The 16,049-nt window shown below is 67.3% G+C and carries 13 protein-coding genes; 2 read left to right on the forward strand and 11 right to left on the reverse strand.

All coding sequences use genetic code 11. The annotated features are described in order from the left end of the window. The first annotated feature begins 37 nt into the window (after positions 1-37). Positions 38-475 carry a DUF411 domain-containing protein gene (locus FHR94_RS11415; protein ID WP_183325843.1) on the forward strand — a complete coding sequence of 146 codons (438 nt, stop codon included), beginning with the start codon at positions 38-40 and terminating at the stop codon, positions 473-475. Between the two features lie 77 nt (positions 476-552). Here FHR94_RS11415 and ppc read toward each other — a convergent pair whose 3' ends face one another. The 5 genes from ppc to cysM are packed head-to-tail and all read right to left on the reverse strand — an operon-like array spanning position 553 to position 8,685. Next, positions 553-3,201: a phosphoenolpyruvate carboxylase gene (ppc, locus tag FHR94_RS11420; protein WP_183325844.1), complete on the reverse strand. Its 2,649-nt coding sequence runs from the start codon at positions 3,199-3,201 to the stop codon at positions 553-555. Next, positions 3,198-4,076 (reverse strand): nucleoside triphosphate pyrophosphohydrolase, encoded by an 879-nt coding sequence (mazG, locus tag FHR94_RS11425; RefSeq protein WP_183325845.1) that lies wholly within the window; start codon positions 4,074-4,076, stop codon positions 3,198-3,200. The genes ppc and mazG overlap by 4 nt, the downstream gene beginning before the upstream one ends. Continuing rightward, positions 4,073-6,361: a GTP diphosphokinase gene (gene relA, locus FHR94_RS11430; RefSeq protein ID WP_183325846.1), complete on the reverse strand. Its 2,289-nt coding sequence runs from the start codon at positions 6,359-6,361 to the stop codon at positions 4,073-4,075. Before relA ends, mazG begins: the two co-directional genes overlap by 4 nt. Continuing rightward, positions 6,354-7,787 carry a TRAM domain-containing protein gene (locus FHR94_RS11435; protein WP_183325847.1) on the reverse strand — a complete coding sequence of 478 codons (1,434 nt, stop codon included), beginning with the start codon at positions 7,785-7,787 and terminating at the stop codon, positions 6,354-6,356. The genes relA and FHR94_RS11435 overlap by 8 nt, the downstream gene beginning before the upstream one ends. 1 nt (position 7,788) lies before the next feature. Beyond that, positions 7,789-8,685: a cysteine synthase CysM gene (gene cysM / locus FHR94_RS11440; RefSeq protein ID WP_183325848.1), complete on the reverse strand. Its 897-nt coding sequence runs from the start codon at positions 8,683-8,685 to the stop codon at positions 7,789-7,791. Positions 8,686-8,803: 118 nt separating this feature from the next. Between cysM and FHR94_RS11445 the strand changes: the two genes are divergently transcribed. Beyond that, positions 8,804-11,515 (forward strand): ATP-binding protein, encoded by a 2,712-nt coding sequence (locus tag FHR94_RS11445; RefSeq protein WP_183325849.1) that lies wholly within the window; start codon positions 8,804-8,806, stop codon positions 11,513-11,515. Here the strand turns inward: FHR94_RS11445 and FHR94_RS11450 are convergent. The 6 genes from FHR94_RS11450 to lepB all read right to left on the reverse strand — a co-directional run bounded on the left by FHR94_RS11450 (position 11,455) and on the right by lepB (position 16,049). Then, positions 11,455-11,832 carry a holo-ACP synthase gene (locus tag FHR94_RS11450; RefSeq protein WP_183325850.1) on the reverse strand — a complete coding sequence of 126 codons (378 nt, stop codon included), beginning with the start codon at positions 11,830-11,832 and terminating at the stop codon, positions 11,455-11,457. The genes FHR94_RS11445 and FHR94_RS11450 overlap by 61 nt on opposite strands. Continuing rightward, a complete protein-coding gene (pdxJ, locus tag FHR94_RS11455) occupies positions 11,829-12,635 on the reverse strand; it encodes a pyridoxine 5'-phosphate synthase (RefSeq protein WP_183325851.1) in 807 nt (268 codons plus the stop codon). The genes FHR94_RS11450 and pdxJ overlap by 4 nt, the downstream gene beginning before the upstream one ends. Positions 12,636-12,755: 120 nt before the next feature. Beyond that, positions 12,756-13,457 (reverse strand): DNA repair protein RecO, encoded by a 702-nt coding sequence (gene recO, locus FHR94_RS11460; RefSeq protein WP_183325852.1) that lies wholly within the window; start codon positions 13,455-13,457, stop codon positions 12,756-12,758. Positions 13,458-13,605: 148 nt separating this feature from the next. Then, a complete protein-coding gene (gene era, locus FHR94_RS11465) occupies positions 13,606-14,505 on the reverse strand; it encodes a GTPase Era (protein WP_183325853.1) in 900 nt (299 codons plus the stop codon). Further along, positions 14,502-15,203, reverse strand: coding sequence for a ribonuclease III (gene rnc / locus FHR94_RS11470; RefSeq protein ID WP_183325854.1), 702 nt, complete (start codon positions 15,201-15,203; stop codon positions 14,502-14,504). Before rnc ends, era begins: the two co-directional genes overlap by 4 nt. Before the next feature lie 39 nt (positions 15,204-15,242). Then, positions 15,243-16,049, reverse strand: a complete 807-nt coding sequence (lepB, locus tag FHR94_RS11475; RefSeq protein ID WP_183325855.1) for a signal peptidase I — start codon at positions 16,047-16,049, stop codon at positions 15,243-15,245.

Below are 16,049 nucleotides of genomic sequence, written 5' to 3' on the forward strand. Positions count from 1 at the left end.
TCTCATGCTCTACACACCCGATAAAGGAAACCCATCGATGAAAACGCGCTCTCCCGCTCTGTTGGCCGCCGGCCTGCTACTGGCTTCGGCCTCCACCCAAGCCGCCGTTCCCACGACCGCTACCCTGTACAAGAATCCGCAGTGCGGCTGCTGTGACGGCTATGCCGAACACCTCGAGGCCCGGGGTATCGAGGTCGAGATTATCGAAAACCGTGAGCTCCATATCATCAAGCAGGAGGCAGGCATTCCCTACGGCCATGGCTCCTGCCATACGGTGATGCTGGGCGACTACGTGATCGAGGGCCATGTGCCCTTCGCGGCCATCGAGACGCTGTTTGAGGAGCGTCCCGACGTCGACGGCCTGGCCCTCGCCGGCATGCCCCAGGGCACGCCTGGCATGCCCGGCCCCCAGCAGGCCCCCTACGAGATCATGAGCTTCACCGCGGGCCAAGCCAGTCTCTTTATGACGTTGTGACCGCGCCCTTCGCCACGCGACGGGGAAGGGCGTGGAAACTCGCGCGCCGATGTTGACGCGCTTGCCGCGGGTACAACTTAGCCGGTATTGCGCAGGCCCGCGGCGATGCCCGCCATGGTCACCATCAGCGCCCGGGAAAGGTCCGCGCTGATCGCGCCGTCGGCATCGCGGTTACGCTGGAGGAGCTCGGCCTGCAGGCCGTGCAGCGGATCGATATAGGGATTGCGGACCTCGATCGCCTGGCGGATCAGGGGCGTGTTCTCGAGCAGCTCCCCCTGGTCGAGGATCTGCAGGACCGAGGCATGGAGATGCTCGAAACGCTCGCGCAGACGCCGGCCCAGTTCCTCCAGGGCCGGCTCGTCCACCAGCCGGTGTTCATAGTAGGCGGCGATATCCACGTCGGCCTTGGCCAGCAGCATCTCCAGCATGTCCAGGTAGGTCCCGAAGAAGGGCCACTGCTCGCGCATTTCCTGAAGCCTCTCCAGTCCGCCCTCTTCGTCGAGGCGGCGGGTGAAGGCCTCGCCGCTGCCGAGCCAGGCCGGCAACATCAGGCGGGTCTGCGTCCAGGCGAAGATCCAGGGAATCGCCCTCAGGGTTTCCACGCCCCCATCCTGGCGACGCTTGGCAGGGCGCGACCCCAGTGGCAGACGCCCCAGCGCCCCCTCGGGCGTCACCGCCCGGAAGTAGGGCACGAAGTCCGGATCCTGGCGCACCACCTTGACATAGGCCTCGTGGGCCACCTCGGCCAGGCGGTCCATCTCGTCGCGCCACTCGGGCCGTGGCGACGGTGGCGGCAGCAGCGAGGCCTCGAGCACCGCGCAGGCGTAGATCTCCATGGAGCGCAGGGCGATCTCGGGCTGGCCAAACTTGAAACGGATCATCTCGCCCTGTTCGGTGACCCGCAGGCTGCCGTTCACCGAGCCCGGCGGCTGGGAGAGGATGGCCGCATGGGCGGGGCCGCCACCACGGCCGACCGTGCCGCCGCGACCGTGGAAGAGAGTCAGGTCGACGCCGTGACGCCGGCAGACCTTCACCAGGGTCTCCTGGGCGCGGTACTGGGCCCAGGCGGCGGCCAGCTGGCCGGCATCCTTGGCGGAATCCGAGTAGCCGATCATCACCTCCTGGCGATCCCCTGTCAGGACCCGGTAGCCCGGCAGGTCCAGCAGCTGGTTGATGACATCGCCGGCCCGGTTGAGGTCATCCAGGGTCTCGAACAGCGGCGCGATCGGCAAGCTGACGCTGCCGCCCACCTCCTTCATCAGCAGCGCCACGGTAAGCACGTCGGACGGCTGCGCGGCCATGGAAATGATGTAGGTGCCTAGCGCCTCGCGATGCTCGCCGGCGATCACCCGGAAGGTGTCGATTACCTCGCGGGTCTCGGTGGAACACTCCCAGCGGCGAGGAATCAGAGGACGCCGGGAGGCCAGCTCGGCCAGCAGGAACTCCTGGCGCTGCGCCTCGCTCCACTCGCGATAGTGGCCGAACCCCAGATCATCGGTGAGCTCATCCATGACCTGCTCGTGACGGCCGGCCTCCTGGCGCAGGTCGAGCTTGGTCAGGGTCACGCCGAACACCGCCACGCGTCTCAGGGTGTCGAGCAGTACCCCGTTGGCGATGGTGTCTAGCCCCGCATCGCACAGCGAGCGATAGCAGGCCAGCAGCGGGGCATACAGCTGCTCACGGGTCTCGATAACGGGACCGCCGTCATGCTCCCTGCCATCGAGCTGGGCCTTGGCCCAGTCCCGCGTGGCCTCGACCCGGGCCAGCAGGCGCTTGAGCAGCTCACGATAGGGCTCGGCCACCTCACCCACCTCGGCCTTGAGGGCGCTGTTGGCCTTCCACATCGAGAGCTCGGCCTTGAGCTGCTCCAGGTCACGCAGATAGAGGTCGGCGGCCATCCAGCGCCCCAGCAGCAGCACCTCCCGGGTCACCTTGGCGGTGACATTGGGGTTGCCATCCCGGTCGCCGCCCATCCAGGAGGCGAAGCGGATCGGCGCGGCATCCAGCGGCAGCCGTTCACCGGCCGTCTCCAGTAGCAGGTTGTCCAGGTCACGATGGAAATCGGGAACCGCCTGCCACAGGGAGTTCTCGATCACCGCGAAGCCCCACTTGGCCTCGTCCACCGGAGTCGGGCGCTCATGGCGGATCTCGTCGGTGTGCCACGCCTGGCTGATCAGCTCCTCCAGACGCCCCTGGGCGCGTGCCCCGCGCTCCGGATAATCGTCGGAGGATTCGATGGCGGTCAGGCAGTCATGGATGGCATCGTATTTCTGGATCAGGGTGCGGCGGATGACCTCGGTGGGGTGCGCGGTCAGCACCAGTTCTACCCGCATGTCGGCCAGGCTCTCCACCAGCCTGCGCGGCGAATGCCCGGCTTCCCGGGCCCGTTCGAGCAGTTCACCTAGCACCGGCTGGGTTCCCGGCTTGTAGTCCTCGACGCGGCGAAAGCGAGCCCGGTAGTGCTGCTCGGCGATATTGGCCAGGTTGAGGAACTGGTTGAAGGCCCGGGTCACCGGCAGCAGATCGCTGTCCGACAGGTGGCGCAAGTACTCGATCAGTTGGCCATGACTGCCGGCCTCGCGCTGGCGACCACTCTTGGCCAACGCTCGGATGGTCTCGATGCGGTCGACGAACTCCTTGCCGAGGTCGTCGGCGATGGTGCGCCCGAGGCTATCACCCAGGATACGAACATTGTCGCGTAGCGATTCGTGCAGATCGTGACTCATGGCCGGGAGTCTCCTTGCGGCGGTGGCGAAGTGGAGGTGTCATCGTGCTGCTTGGCCGCCTGCCAGTGGCGCTCCAGACGCGCCAGCCCGGCCTCGGGGAGCGGTGTCCCCTCGGCGGCGAGCGCCGCCTCCACGTGGCGAAAGCGGCGCTCGAAACGGGCATTGGTGGCCCGCAGGCACTGTTCGGGATCGGCCTTGAGGGTGCGTGCCAGGTTGGTCACGGCGAACAGCAGGTCGCCGACTTCCTCGGCGGCGTGGTCGCGGTCGCCCTCGGCCAGCGCCGCTTCCACTTCCTCGAGTTCCTCGCGGACCTTGGCGATCACGCCCCGCGTATCGGGCCAGTCGAAGCCAACCCGTGCGGCGCGCTTGGAGAGCTTGGCCGCCCGGGAAAGCGCCGGCAGGGTATGCGGCACCTCATCGAGCACCGAAGGCGGCGTCGCCTGGCCGGCGGCGCGCCTCGCGCGCTCCTCGGCCTTGAGGGCCTCCCAGCGGGAGTGCACCTGGCGGGTTTCCACCTCCGCGGCGCTCATGCCTGTGCGGCGCGAGCCCAACGTGCCCTCGGGAAAGACATGCGGATGACGGCGCAGCATCTTGTCGGTCAGGGTGTGCACCACGTCATGGAAGTCGAAGCGCCCCTCCTCGGCGGCGAACTGGCTGTAGTACACCACCTGGAACAGCAGGTCGCCGAGCTCGCCGGGCAGCTCGTCGAAGGCCCGCCGCTCGATGGCATCGGCCACCTCGTAGGCCTCCTCCAGGGTATGGGGGACGATGGAGCCCCAGTCCTGCTGTACGTCCCAGGGGCAGCCCCGCTCGGGATCGCGCAGTACCGCCATCAGGGTCAGCAGATCGTCGAGGTCATAGCGGGTCTGGCTCAAGTCGTGTTCCTCTTGCCCCGGCGTTTGCGCTTGCCCTTGCCGCCCCCGGTGCGCAGGCGACGCACCTCGATGACGTTGGGCAGCTGCTGGATGCGCGAGAAGAGCCGCCCCAGGGTCTCGAGGCCATCCACCTCCAGGGTGATGGCCAGGCGAGCGATGCCGTCATCGGTGTCGGTGAGTGTGTTGACCGCCAGCACATTGACCTTCTCGTTGCTCAGCACCCCGGTGACATCGCGCAACAGGCCGGAACGATCCCAGGCCTGGATCTCGATCTCGACCGGATACTGGGTGCGGGACCGCTCCCCCCATTCCACCTCGATGATGCGCTGGGGCTCTTCCATGCGCAGCTGCAGGATATTGGGGCAGTCCTGGCGATGCACAGTGACGCCGCGCCCCTGAGTGATGAAGCCGACGATGGGCTCCCCGGGCACCGGATGACAGCAGTTGGCCATGCTGGTCTTGAGGTTGCCCACGCCCAGCACGGTGATGTCACTGCCACTGCCCTTGCCGGCCGACCGGCGCGGCTTGGCCAGCAGGCGGTCGAGCTGCTCCTGATCATCGGTCTCGCCGAACAGCTGCTGGGCTTGGTGCAGCACCTGACCGATGCGCAGGTCCCCGGCCCCCAAGGCCGCATACATGTCGTCCGGGGTGGCGTAGTTGACCTTGTGGGCCAGGGTGGTGAGGTCCATGCCCTCCACATCGAGCCGCTTCATCTCGCGCTCGAACAGTGCCCGCCCCTCCTCGAGGTTGCGATCCCGAGCCTGGTGCTTGAACCACGACTGGATCTTGGCCCGGGCCCGGGAGGTGCGGACATAGCCTAGGCTGGGATTGAGCCAGTCACGGCTGGGGCCGCCCTTGCGGGCGGTGAGGATCTCCACCTGCTGACCGGTCTTGAGCCGGTAGGTCAGCGGCACGATCCGCCCATTGACCTTGGCGCCCCGGCAGCGGTGTCCCACCTCGGTATGCACGCGATAGGCGAAGTCGATGGGCGTGGCGATACGCGGCAGGTCGATGACATGGCCGTCCGGGGTGAAGACATAGATGCGATCCGGCGCCACGTCGCTGGACAGGCCCTCACGCAGGTCACCGAAGTCACCGACCTCCTCGTGCCACTCGAGTACCTGGCGCAGCCAGGCGATCTTCTCCTCATAGCTGGCGCTGCGGGCGCTGGTATCGTGGCCCTTGTAGCGCCAGTGGGCGCACACCCCAAGTTCGGCCTCCTCGTGCATGGCGAAGGTGCGAATCTGGATCTCCAGCACCTTGTTCTCGGGGCCGATCACCGCGGTATGCAGCGATTGGTAGCCGTTCTTCTTGGGATTGGCGATGTAGTCGTCGAACTCGTTGGGCACGTGGTGCCAGCGGGAGTGGACGATCCCCAGCACCGTATAGCAATCCGCCACCTCGGGCACCAGGATGCGCACCGCCCGGATATCGTGCACCTGGGAAAAATCGATGCGCTTGCGCTTCATCTTGCGCCAGATGGAGTAGATGTGCTTTGCCCGGCCATCCACCTGGAAGCGATGAATGCCCTGGGCGGCCATCAGCGACTTGAGGGTTTCCACCACGTCGTGGATGTAGCGGTCGCGATCCAGGCGCTTCTCGGCCAACTGCCGGGCGATGGTCTTGTACTCCTCCTCGTGCAGGTAGCGGAAGGAGAGATCCTCGAGTTCCCACTTGAGCTGGCCGATGCCCAGCCGATGGGCGAGCGGTGCATAGATGTCGAAGACCTCCCGGGCCACCTGCAGGCGCTTCTCCCGAGGGGCGTCGCGGACCTGACGCAGGGCGCAGGTCCGCTCGGCGATCTTGATCAGCGCGACCCGCACGTCGTCGATCAGGTTGACCAGCATCTTGCGCAGGTTATCCTGCTGATCGTGCTGGACGAGGCCCTGGCTCGGGGTCTGAGAGGTACTGATGGCCGCCATCTGCAGCACCCCGTCGATCAGGCGGGCGACCTCGGCGCCGAAGCGCGTCTCCACGGCGTCGAGGTCGATCAGCTTCTCGCGGACGGCGCGGTAGAGGACGGCGGCCTCCAGCGCCGGCTGGTCGAGCTTGAGCTCACCAAGGATGTCGGCCATTTCCAGGCCCATGCGAAAGCTTGACCCGTCCTTGAGCCAGGCCTTGTGGGGCCGGTCCGACTCCAGCTCCAGCCGCTGGGCAAGCTCGCAAGCCTCGTGCAGCTCACCGGGATCCCGCAGCTTGGCATCTTCCTGCAGGCGCGCCACCCAGCGGTCGATATCCACCGTCCCGTCCCGGGTCAACGGCTGGTCTTCACGCACTTTAACCATCGAGGGATGCTCCTTGATGCTGCCGCACCGGCGTCGGGTGCTCGAGCAGCAGCATGGCTTCCAAGTGTGAAGTGTGCACGAACATGTCCGCTACCGCGGCACGCACGACGCGATACCCGCCATGCACAAGGCATGCCACATCCCGCGCCAGGGTTGCCGGGTCACAGGCGACATAGAGCACCTGAGCCACCGGATGGGCCGCCAGCTGGTGACAGACGGCCTCCGCCCCGCTCCGGGGCGGGTCGAGCACGACGCACCCGGGAGAAACCGTCTCCAGCAGGGGCCGGATCGCCGTCGGGTCGTTCAGGTCTGCCTGCCGCGCGCCCACGTCGAGACCGTTTCGGCACGCATTGTCGGCGAGGCGCTCGACCATGGCGGGGCTGCCTTCCACTGCAGTGACCCGGGCCCCGCCGGCGGCCAGGGGCAGGCTGAAGTTGCCCACCCCGGCGAAGAGATCCAGTACGCGCTCGGGCAGCGGGGTGAGCCAGGTCCGGGCCGTGGACACCATCTCACGGTTGACGGCTTCGTTGGCCTGGAGGAAGTCGCCGGGGGCGAAACCGAGGGTCAGTTCCTGCTCGCCGGCCGGCAGTCGGCAGCTGAGCGCAGGCGCCTGGGTCAGCCACTCGAAGGCCGGCGCCTCGCGACCGAGCCAGCGGCCCAGGTGCATTCCCTGCGCCTCGGCGAAGGCCCGCCAGCGACGAGTATCGGCATCGTGCTCGCGCAGTTGGCGGACTACCAGGCTCACCCCCTGATCGCTCTCTAGCAGCTCGAGGTGGCCGACATGACGCGGGGCGTCGAGGCTTGCCACCAGCGAGTGCAGGGGGACGAGCAGGCGAGACAGCGACGGCACCAGCACGGGGCAGTCGCCGATATCGACCAGGCGATGCTGGTGCCGAGCGCGGAAGCCGAGGTGCACACGGCCCTCGCCATCGACCCGGACCCCCAGCCGGGCACGCCGCCGGTAGCCCTCGCTCGCCCGGTGCAGCAGGGCCAAAGATGCCTCGAGTGCGATCCCCTGACGCGCCAGCAGCTCACGCAGCACCTCGGTTTTGTGGCGCCGCTGCGCCGGGACGGCCAGGTGCTGGAGGTCACAGCCCCCGCAAGTGCCGTAATGGGCGCAGGGTGGCGTGGCACGCTCCTGGGACGACGTGATGAGCTCGCGGACATGGGCCTCGTCGAACCGCTGGCGGGTACGGTGCACAGCGATGCGCACCCGCTCCCCCGGTAGCGCTCCCTCGACGAATACCGTCTTGCCGGCAGCGGTGCGCGCCACACCGCGCCCGTCATGGGCGAGGCTTTGGATCTCGACGCTTCCCTCTTCCTCGTCCACCGCCACCGGCTGGGAGCGGCGTGCATCACCACGGCCCTGTAGTCCCGAGACGCCCGACCGCAAACGCGGCGGACGACGCTTACCCAGCATGGCCATTTCAGACCTCCGGGGCAAACAGGCCGGTGGAGAGGTAGCGGTCACCGCGGTCACAGACGATGAAGGCGATCACCGCGTTCTCGGCCTCGGCGGCAATGCGCAAGGCACCGGCCAGGGCCCCGCCGGAGGAGACCCCGGCCAGGATGCCCTCCTCCCGGGCCAGGCGTCGCATATGCGTCTCGGCCTCGTGCTGGCCGATATCCAGGATACGATCGACCCGCGCCGCCTCGAAGATGCTCGGCAGATACCCCTCCGGCCAGCGGCGGATGCCGGCGATACTGGCACCATCCTCGGGTTGCAGGCCGATGATCTGCACCGCGGGATTGCGCTCTTTGAGGTAGCGCGACACCCCCATGATGGTGCCGGTGGTCCCCATGGAGCTGATGAAGTGGGTAATGGTACCGCCGGTCTGCTCCCACAGCTCCGGTCCGGTGGTCCGGTAGTGGGCCAGGGGATTATCGGGATTGGCGAACTGGTTGAGGGGCTTGCCCTCGCCGCGGGCGATCATCGCCTCGGCCAGGTCGCGTGCCTCCTCCATGCCCCCTTCCTTGCTGACCTCGATGAGTTTGGCACCATAAGCGGCCATAGCCTGCTTGCGTTCGCTGGAGGCACTCTCCGGCATGATCAGCACCATCCGATAGCCGGTGATGGCAGCGGCCATGGCCAGGGCGATGCCGGTATTGCCGGAGGTTGCCTCGATGAGGGTATCGCCCGGCGCGATCTCGCCGCGTACCTCGGCCTGCTCGAGCATCGACAGTGCCGGACGATCCTTCACGGACCCGGCCGGGTTGTTACCCTCCAGCTTGGCGAGCAGGCTATTGCCCCGCCCGGCCGTGATACGCTTCAGACGGACCAGCGGCGTCTGGCCGACGGTCTCCTCGAGGGTGGGGAAATGCATGCAACCTTCCTTGTGGAAACGTCTTTTCGCCATTATATCCGGGGGCGCCCGGTGTGGACAGGCATCGTCCCGCCCTGTGGCATACTGGCCGCGCCTCCTGACCCGAAGAGCCAGCCGCATGACCTTGAAGACTCGCCTGATGCTGACGAACCTGGTATTGCCGCTTCTCCTGCTGGCCATGGTGATCGGCGTGGTGCTGGTACTGGCAGGGCAGCGTGAGCGTACGGCCCTCGAGACGCATCTGACGCAGTCCGCCGACCTGCTTGCCCCGAGCCTCGGGACGGCGCTGGCCGATGGCGACCACGACGCCCTGGCCCCACTCGCCGGGCGGCTGCTCGCGCTCGCCCCTGTTCGCGGCGTCAGCGTGCAGGTCGACGGAAAGGCCACCCTGCTGGAACTGGGGACGGCGCGTGACCTGCCGTCGCCGCCCGCCGACGGCACCCTACGCTGGATCGATCGCGGTCGCCAGTGGATCCTGCAAACCCCGCTGCCTCTGGCATCCGGGGCCTGGCTGACGCTGGACATCGATGCCTCCTCCCTGATGCTGGCCCACTACCAGCACCTGGCCATCGGCGCACTGGCGTTGCTGCTGGCCGGACTGCTGCTGTTCGGGGTGACCTTCGCCTGGATGCGGCACCTGACCCAACCCCTCGAGGAGACCTGCCGGATGCTGGATCAGCTGACATCCGGCATCCCGCCGGCTCACCTACCGGCCCCCGTGGAGCCCGAACTCGCGGCCCTGACCCACCGGATCAACCGGCTGGCTGATCATCAGGTAGCGGCCCGCGACGACCTGGAAGCGCGGATCACCCAAGTCACGAACGAGCTTCAGACGGCCATGGAGACCATCGAGGTCCAGAACATCGAGCTGGACCTCGTCCATCGTCGCGCCCTGGAGGCCAATCGGGCCGAGTCGGCGTTCCTGGCCAACATGAGCCACGAGATCCGCACCCCCCTCAATGGCATCGCCGGCTTCTGCCGGCTGCTCGGGCGTTCACGCCTCGAGCCTCGCCAGCGCGAGTGGTTGGAGCACGTCCAGCGGGCCTGCGACACCCTGTTGATGCTGGTCAATGACATCCTCGACTATTCCAAGATCGAGGCCGGCTGCATGGAGCTCGAGTCAACGCCGCTGGACATGGTCGCCTTGGTCGACGAGGTGCTGGGCCTGCAAGCCCCGCTGGCCCAGCAAAAGGATCTTCAGTTGCTAGGCCTGGTCTACGATGACGTGCCTCCCACCCTGCGTGGCGACCCGCTGCGCATTCGCCAGGTGTTAACCAACCTGGTCAACAACGCCGTCAAGTTTACCGACCATGGCGAGGTCATCGTGCGGGTGATGGTCGAACAGGCTCGACCCGGGCGCATTGTCCTGCGGATCACCGTCAGCGACTCCGGCATTGGGATGACGGAGCAGGCGCGCCAGCGACTCTTCCAGGCCTTCCGTCAGGCCGAGGCCAGCCATTCACGCAAGTTCGGCGGCACAGGCCTGGGGCTGGCCATCAGCCGCCAGCTGGTCGAGCAGATGGGTGGCGAGATCGGCGTGACGAGCACGCCCGGCCAGGGCACGACCTTCTTCTTCACGCTGATGCTGGAAGGGCATGAGGGCGAGCCGCCCCCGCCCGAGATGTTTCTGGATGGCGAGCAGATCCTGCTGGAGGAACCCCATGCCCCCACCCGGTGGGCGCTGCGACACCTGCTGACCCGCTGGGGCGCCCAGGTCATCGACCGTGACCACCCCGCCGAGGGGACCTGCATGCCGTCCTTTCTCCTGATGGCCCCAGGGGCCGAGGAACTCGCCGAGGCACGCCTCGCCGCCCTGCAGCAGCGACTCGACCGGCTGGGCTGCCCCGCCCTGCTGCTGGTGAATACGCCCCCCCTGGACCTGCCCGAGTTCTCCCTGCCTCACGGCGGCGAGGTGCTGGGCAAGCCGCTATCACGCGCGGCCCTGTTCAGAGCCCTGCAACGTCAGCGTCGCGAGTTCTCCCGCCCCCGCCTGCCGACACCCACCGATACCACTCGGCTGCTGGTCGTGGATGATACCGACACCAACCGCCGGCTGCTGCAGGCCATGCTCGAGGGTCCCGGCCTCGAGGTCACGCTCGCCGCCAGCGGCGAGGAGGCGCTGGCTCTGGCCCGGGATCAGGCCTTCGACATGGTGCTCATCGACATCCGCATGCCGGGGCTCGACGGCATCGCCACGACACGCGCGCTACGCCGGCTCGAGGGATGCTGGCAGACGCTGCCAATCATTGCCGTCACCGCCCATGTACCGAGGGAGAGGCGCCATGAGCTCAGGGAGGCCGGCTTCGACGATGCCCTCGCCAAGCCCCTGGACCACCGGCAGCTGACGCGGCTGCTGCAACATCATCTGGGAGTGACCCTGGCGGGGACCGAGCGGCCCGTCCCGCCGGCCAGCGATGCGCCGGTCGACAGGGTGGCGGAAACGGAGCTGCCCGTGGTCGATCTGACCCTCGGCACCCGGCTGGCCGGCGGTCGTGAGGCTCTGGCCCAGGAATTGCTGGCTGGGCTCGCCGCCTCGCTCGGCGACAGCGAGGCGGCCATCCGCACGGCGGTCGACCGCCAGGATGACCACGCCCTGCTCGATGCGCTACATGCCCTGAACGGGGCCTGCCGCTACTGCGGCGTGCCGCGCCTCGGCCTGCTGGCCGAGACGCTGGAGACCCGCCTGCGCGCCAGCGGCATGCATGCCATGACCGCACGGCTGGAGGATCTCTTCACGGCCATGAGGGAGGTACAGGCCTGGCAGACGGCTCAGCCCTCGAGCACGACAAACGCGACCGCCAGGGTCTCCTCGTCGGTCAGTGACAGGTGAACCGATGTCACCCCGGCGGCCATCGCCAGCTCATGGGCCTTGCCGGAGAGCACCAGCGAGGGCCGGCCCAAGGCATCGTTGACCACCTGGATCTCCGTCCAACGCATGCCGCGACGCAGCCCGGTCCCCAGCGCCTTGACGAACGCCTCCTTGGCGGCGAAGCGCTTGGCCAGGTAGGCGGCCGGCAGCGCCTGTCCCTCGAGACGGTCCCGCTCCACCTCCCCCAGCAGACGCTCGGCAAACCGCTCGCCATGTCGCGACAGGGCGAGCGCGAAGCGCGGGATCCGCGCGATGTCGGTGCCGACCCCGATGATCATCGATCGACGTGTTCCGGCGCGGCATGCGGGTGGCCATGGTCATGCTCGTCGAGGGCAGCCAGCAGACCCGCTTCCTGACCGGCGATCGCCAGGCGCTTCATTTCGGCCACCGCCTCCTTGAGCCCGACGAACAGCGCCCGGGCGATGATCCCGTGACCGATATTGAGTTCATGCAGTCCCGGAATCGCGGCGATCGCCTCGACATTGTGATAGTGCAAGCCATGACCGGCATTGACCGTCAGGCCAAGGTCGGCGGCCATCTCCACCGCCGCGGACAGGCGCGCATGTTCGAGGGCCGCCGCCTCCCCCCTCGCCTCGGCATAGGCCCCGGTGTGCAACTCGATGACCGGGGCACCGGCGGTCACGGCGGCCTCGATCTGCGCCGGTTCCGGGTCGATGAACAGCGACACCTCGCAGCCCGCCACGGCCAGGCGGCGACAGGCCGCGACCACGGCATCGAGGCTGCCGACCACGTCGAGACCGCCTTCGGTGGTCAGCTCCTCGCGTTTCTCGGGCACCAGGCAGACATGGGCCGGCCGGATCTTTTCGGCGAAGGCGAGCATCTCCTCGGTCACCGCCATCTCGAGGTTCATGCGGGTCGTGAGCACCTCGTCCAGCAGCCGGACATCGCGCTCCTGGATATGCCGACGGTCCTCTCGCAGGTGCACGGTGATGCCATCGGCACCGGCCTCCTCGGCCAGCAGCGCCGCCTGAACCGGGTCCGGATAGCGGGTGCCGCGGGCCTGACGAAGGGTAGCAATATGATCGATGTTGACACCGAGCAGGATGCGCGGGGGATGCATGAGGCTCTCCTTGTAGACGGAATACGGAAGATGGAAGATGGAAGATGGAAGATGGAAGATGGAAGATGGAAACAAGGATATTGGATTTTCTTCATTCTTCCAGGTGCGAAGCGCCGCTCTTCAAGCTTGGCGGGCACGGCGCCGCTCGGCCAGCTGGCGCATCATCTCCCGCGAGCGTAACGGCCGGCTGCCGAGCAGCGCCGCCAGGGCGGCTCGCGTCACGGCCTTGGCCGGCCCCGCGAGCCCGGGCGCTCCCCAGCCATCGGCGGCCAGCAGCCGCAGCGTGCGGCCGTCGATACCGGGCCGGCCGGGAACGAACGCCCGCGACGCTGCCTCGAAGACATAGCGCTGCTGGGGGTCCAGGGCCTGGCCCGACGGACCGCAGAAGCGCGGCTCGGCGCCCAGGGCCTCGAGCAGCGCGAGTTCAAGGCGTCGTAACGCCAGGGCGCGCGCATCGGGACGCGGCAGGGCCTCGAGGGTCGCCGCGTAATAGGCGAACACCTCGTCCACCGGCAACTCCACCGGCAGCAGGCGTGCCAGCAACTCGTTGGCGTAGAGGCCACAGAGCAGCCCCTCACCGGCCAGCAGGGCCGTCGCACCACGGCTCTCCATCAGCCGTAACCGCTTGAGTTCGCCCTCGCCCTGCCAGGTCAGGTAGAGCGGCGCGAACGGCTGCAACCGCGCTCGCGCTCGGCTGCCGGGTCGCTGAATGCCCTGGGCCACGGCCCTCACCCGGCCATGCTCGAGGGTCAGCAGCTCGACCAGGGCGCTGGTCTCGCGATAGGGGCGCTTGTGCAGCAGGAAGGCTGGCTGGGGTTGCATGATCGATCCTTCGGCAAGCGGCCAAGCCAGGTAGGGTGGATAAGCGTTAGCGCATCCACCGATTCTGGCTCGTGGCGCATCAGAAAGCCGGATGCGCCCGCTGCGCGGGCTTATCCGGCCTACGGCTCGTCGCCTGGCGCTCGCCCGCTCAGTCCAGGTCGTAGCCGAGGCTCTTTAACGCCCGCTCGTCGTCGGACCAGCCACGCTTGACCTTGACCCAGAGGTTAAGCATCACCTTGCTGCCCAGTGCCCGCTCCATGTCGAGTCGGGCCTCGCGGCCGATCTTCTTGATGCGCTCGCCGCTATCGCCGATGAGGATCTTCTTCTGCCCCGGGCGCTCGACCAGGATCAAGGCGCTGATATGCACCACACGTCCCTCATCCCGGAACTCTTCGATCTCCACCGTCATCTGATACGGCAGCTCGTCGCCGAGCTGGCGCATGACCTTCTCGCGCACCAGTTCGGCCGCCAGGAAGCGCTGGCTTTTGTCGGTGACCTGATCCTCGGGGAAATAGTGGATGCTCTCGGGCAGATATTTGGCCACCTCCGCCTCGAGTTCCGGCACGTTGGTACCCTGCTTGGCGGCGATCGGCACGATGGCGGCGAAATCGCGGCGTGCCCCGACGTCCTCCAGCCAGGGCAGCAGGCTTGCCTTGTCGGCCAGCCGGTCGACCTTGTTGACGGCCAGGATCACCGGCGCCTTGACGTGGGCGAGCCGTTCGAGGACGACCTGGTCCTCGGCGGTCCAGCGGGTCCGGTCGATGATGAAGACCACGCAGTCCACGTCACGCAGCGCCTGGGTGGCCGCCTGATTCATGAAGCGGTTGATGGCCTTGTTGCGATCCTTCTCGAGGAGATGGATACCGGGGGTATCGACATAGATGGCCTGGACGTCACCCTCGGTCTTGATGCCCAGCACCTGGTGACGGGTGGTCTGAGGGCGACGCGAGGTGATCGAGATCTTCTGGCCGAGGATGCGATTCATCAGCGTCGACTTGCCCACGTTGGGACGGCCGACGATGGCCACGAAGCCACAGGTGGTCGTCATGGGCGACTCCCGGTACCGGACTTGACGGGTTCGAGCCGAGACAGGGCCTGTTCGGCGGCCTGCTGTTCGGCATGCCGACGACTGGACCCGATCCCCAGGGTATGCGCCTCCAGCATCTCCACGTGACATTCGACGGTAAAAGTCTGGGCATGGGCTTCGCCTTCCACCGAGACCACCTCGTAGCGCGGCAGCGATACCTGGCGTGACTGCAGGAACTCCTGCAGACGGGTCTTGGGATCCTTCTGGGTGTCCTGCAAGTTGATCGCCTCCAGACGCGGCGCGAACCAGGCCAGCACCCGATGGCGGGCCACGTCCATGCCGGCATCCAGGTAGATGGCACCGATCACCGCCTCCACGGCATCGGCCAGGATCGACTCACGCCGATGGCCACCGCTCTTCATCTCACCGGACCCCAGCCGCAGGCAGGTGCCGAAGTCCATTTCCCGAGCCAGCTCGGCCAGCGTCTGGCCCTTGACCAGGCGGGCGCGCAGGCGCGAGAGCTGGCCCTCCCGGGCCTCGGGAAAGCGCTGGTAGAGCGCCTCGGCAATCACGAAGTTGACGATGGAGTCACCGAGGAACTCGAGACGTTCGTTGTTGCGACCGCCGTAGCTGCGGTGGGTCATGGCCAGCTCGAGCAGGGCGGCGTCACCGAAGAGGTGACCGATGCGTCGGCTGAAGAGGTCAAGGGAATTGCTCACGAAGCTCCTGCTTTATTCTGACTGGGGTAGCGCGGGCACTCACTGGATACCACGCACGCTGGTGAAGCTGGGTAGCCCGCCGTCCCAGTGCATCCACACGGCGAAGGCCTTGCCGACGATGTTGTCCTCCGGCACGAAGCCCCAGTAGCGACTGTCGTTGGAGTGATCCCGGTTATCGCCCATGGTGAAGTAATGCCCCTCGGGAACGATGATTTCCCGGACTTGGGGGCCTGCATCCCGAGGATTATTGTAGATTCGGTGCGCCACCTCGCCCAGCTGCTCCTCCAGCAGCAACTCACCGGGGGCCTTCGGCGGTCCCACCTCGAGCAGGCGCTTGGGCACCGGCTCGCCGTTGACGAAGAGCTGCTTGTCCGCGTAGCGGATGCGATCACCGGGCAACCCCACGACCCGCTTGATGAAATTGACCGACGGCTCATCGGGGAAACGGAAGACCATGACGTCGCCCCGTTCGGGCTCCCCGAGATCGACGATCTTGGTATTGGCCACCGGCAGGCGCAGCCCGTAGGCAAACTTGTTGACCAGGATGAAATCCCCCACCTCCAGGGTCGGACGCATCGAGCCGGAGGGAATCTGGAAGGGTTCGACCAGGAAGCTCCTCAACAGCAGCACCGCCAGCAGCACCGGGAAGAACGACCGGGCATAGTCCACCGGCCACGGCTCCTTGAGCGCCTTTTCCCGGGCCTCGGGCGCCAGACCCTCGGTCGTACCGGCCTCGGTGCTCGCCACCAGCCGCTGCCGACGGGCCGGGCGCCACCAGACCAGCTCAAGCAGCCAGACCACCCCGGTGACGGCCACCGCCAGTACCAGCAAAAGAGAAAAATCCAT

It is taken from the genome of Halomonas cerina, assembly GCF_014192215.1.
Lineage (GTDB): Bacteria > Pseudomonadota > Gammaproteobacteria > Pseudomonadales > Halomonadaceae > Halomonas > Halomonas cerina.

Coding starts and splice junctions, on each gene's coding strand:
- recO (WP_183325852.1), bottom strand. CDS start 13,457: ATGCAACCCCAGCCAGCCTTCCTGCTGCACAAGCGCCCCTATCGCGAG.
- FHR94_RS11445 (WP_183325849.1), top strand. CDS start 8,804: ATGACCTTGAAGACTCGCCTGATGCTGACGAACCTGGTATTGCCGCTT.
- pdxJ (WP_183325851.1), bottom strand. CDS start 12,635: ATGCATCCCCCGCGCATCCTGCTCGGTGTCAACATCGATCATATTGCT.
- FHR94_RS11435 (WP_183325847.1), bottom strand. CDS start 7,787: ATGGCCATGCTGGGTAAGCGTCGTCCGCCGCGTTTGCGGTCGGGCGTC.
- era (WP_183325853.1), bottom strand. CDS start 14,505: ATGACGACCACCTGTGGCTTCGTGGCCATCGTCGGCCGTCCCAACGTG.
- lepB (WP_183325855.1), bottom strand. CDS start 16,049: ATGGATTTTTCTCTTTTGCTGGTACTGGCGGTGGCCGTCACCGGGGTG.
- ppc (WP_183325844.1), bottom strand. CDS start 3,201: ATGAGTCACGATCTGCACGAATCGCTACGCGACAATGTTCGTATCCTG.
- FHR94_RS11450 (WP_183325850.1), bottom strand. CDS start 11,832: ATGATCATCGGGGTCGGCACCGACATCGCGCGGATCCCGCGCTTCGCG.
- relA (WP_183325846.1), bottom strand. CDS start 6,361: ATGGTTAAAGTGCGTGAAGACCAGCCGTTGACCCGGGACGGGACGGTG.
- FHR94_RS11415 (WP_183325843.1), top strand. CDS start 38: ATGAAAACGCGCTCTCCCGCTCTGTTGGCCGCCGGCCTGCTACTGGCT.
- cysM (WP_183325848.1), bottom strand. CDS start 8,685: ATGCATTTCCCCACCCTCGAGGAGACCGTCGGCCAGACGCCGCTGGTC.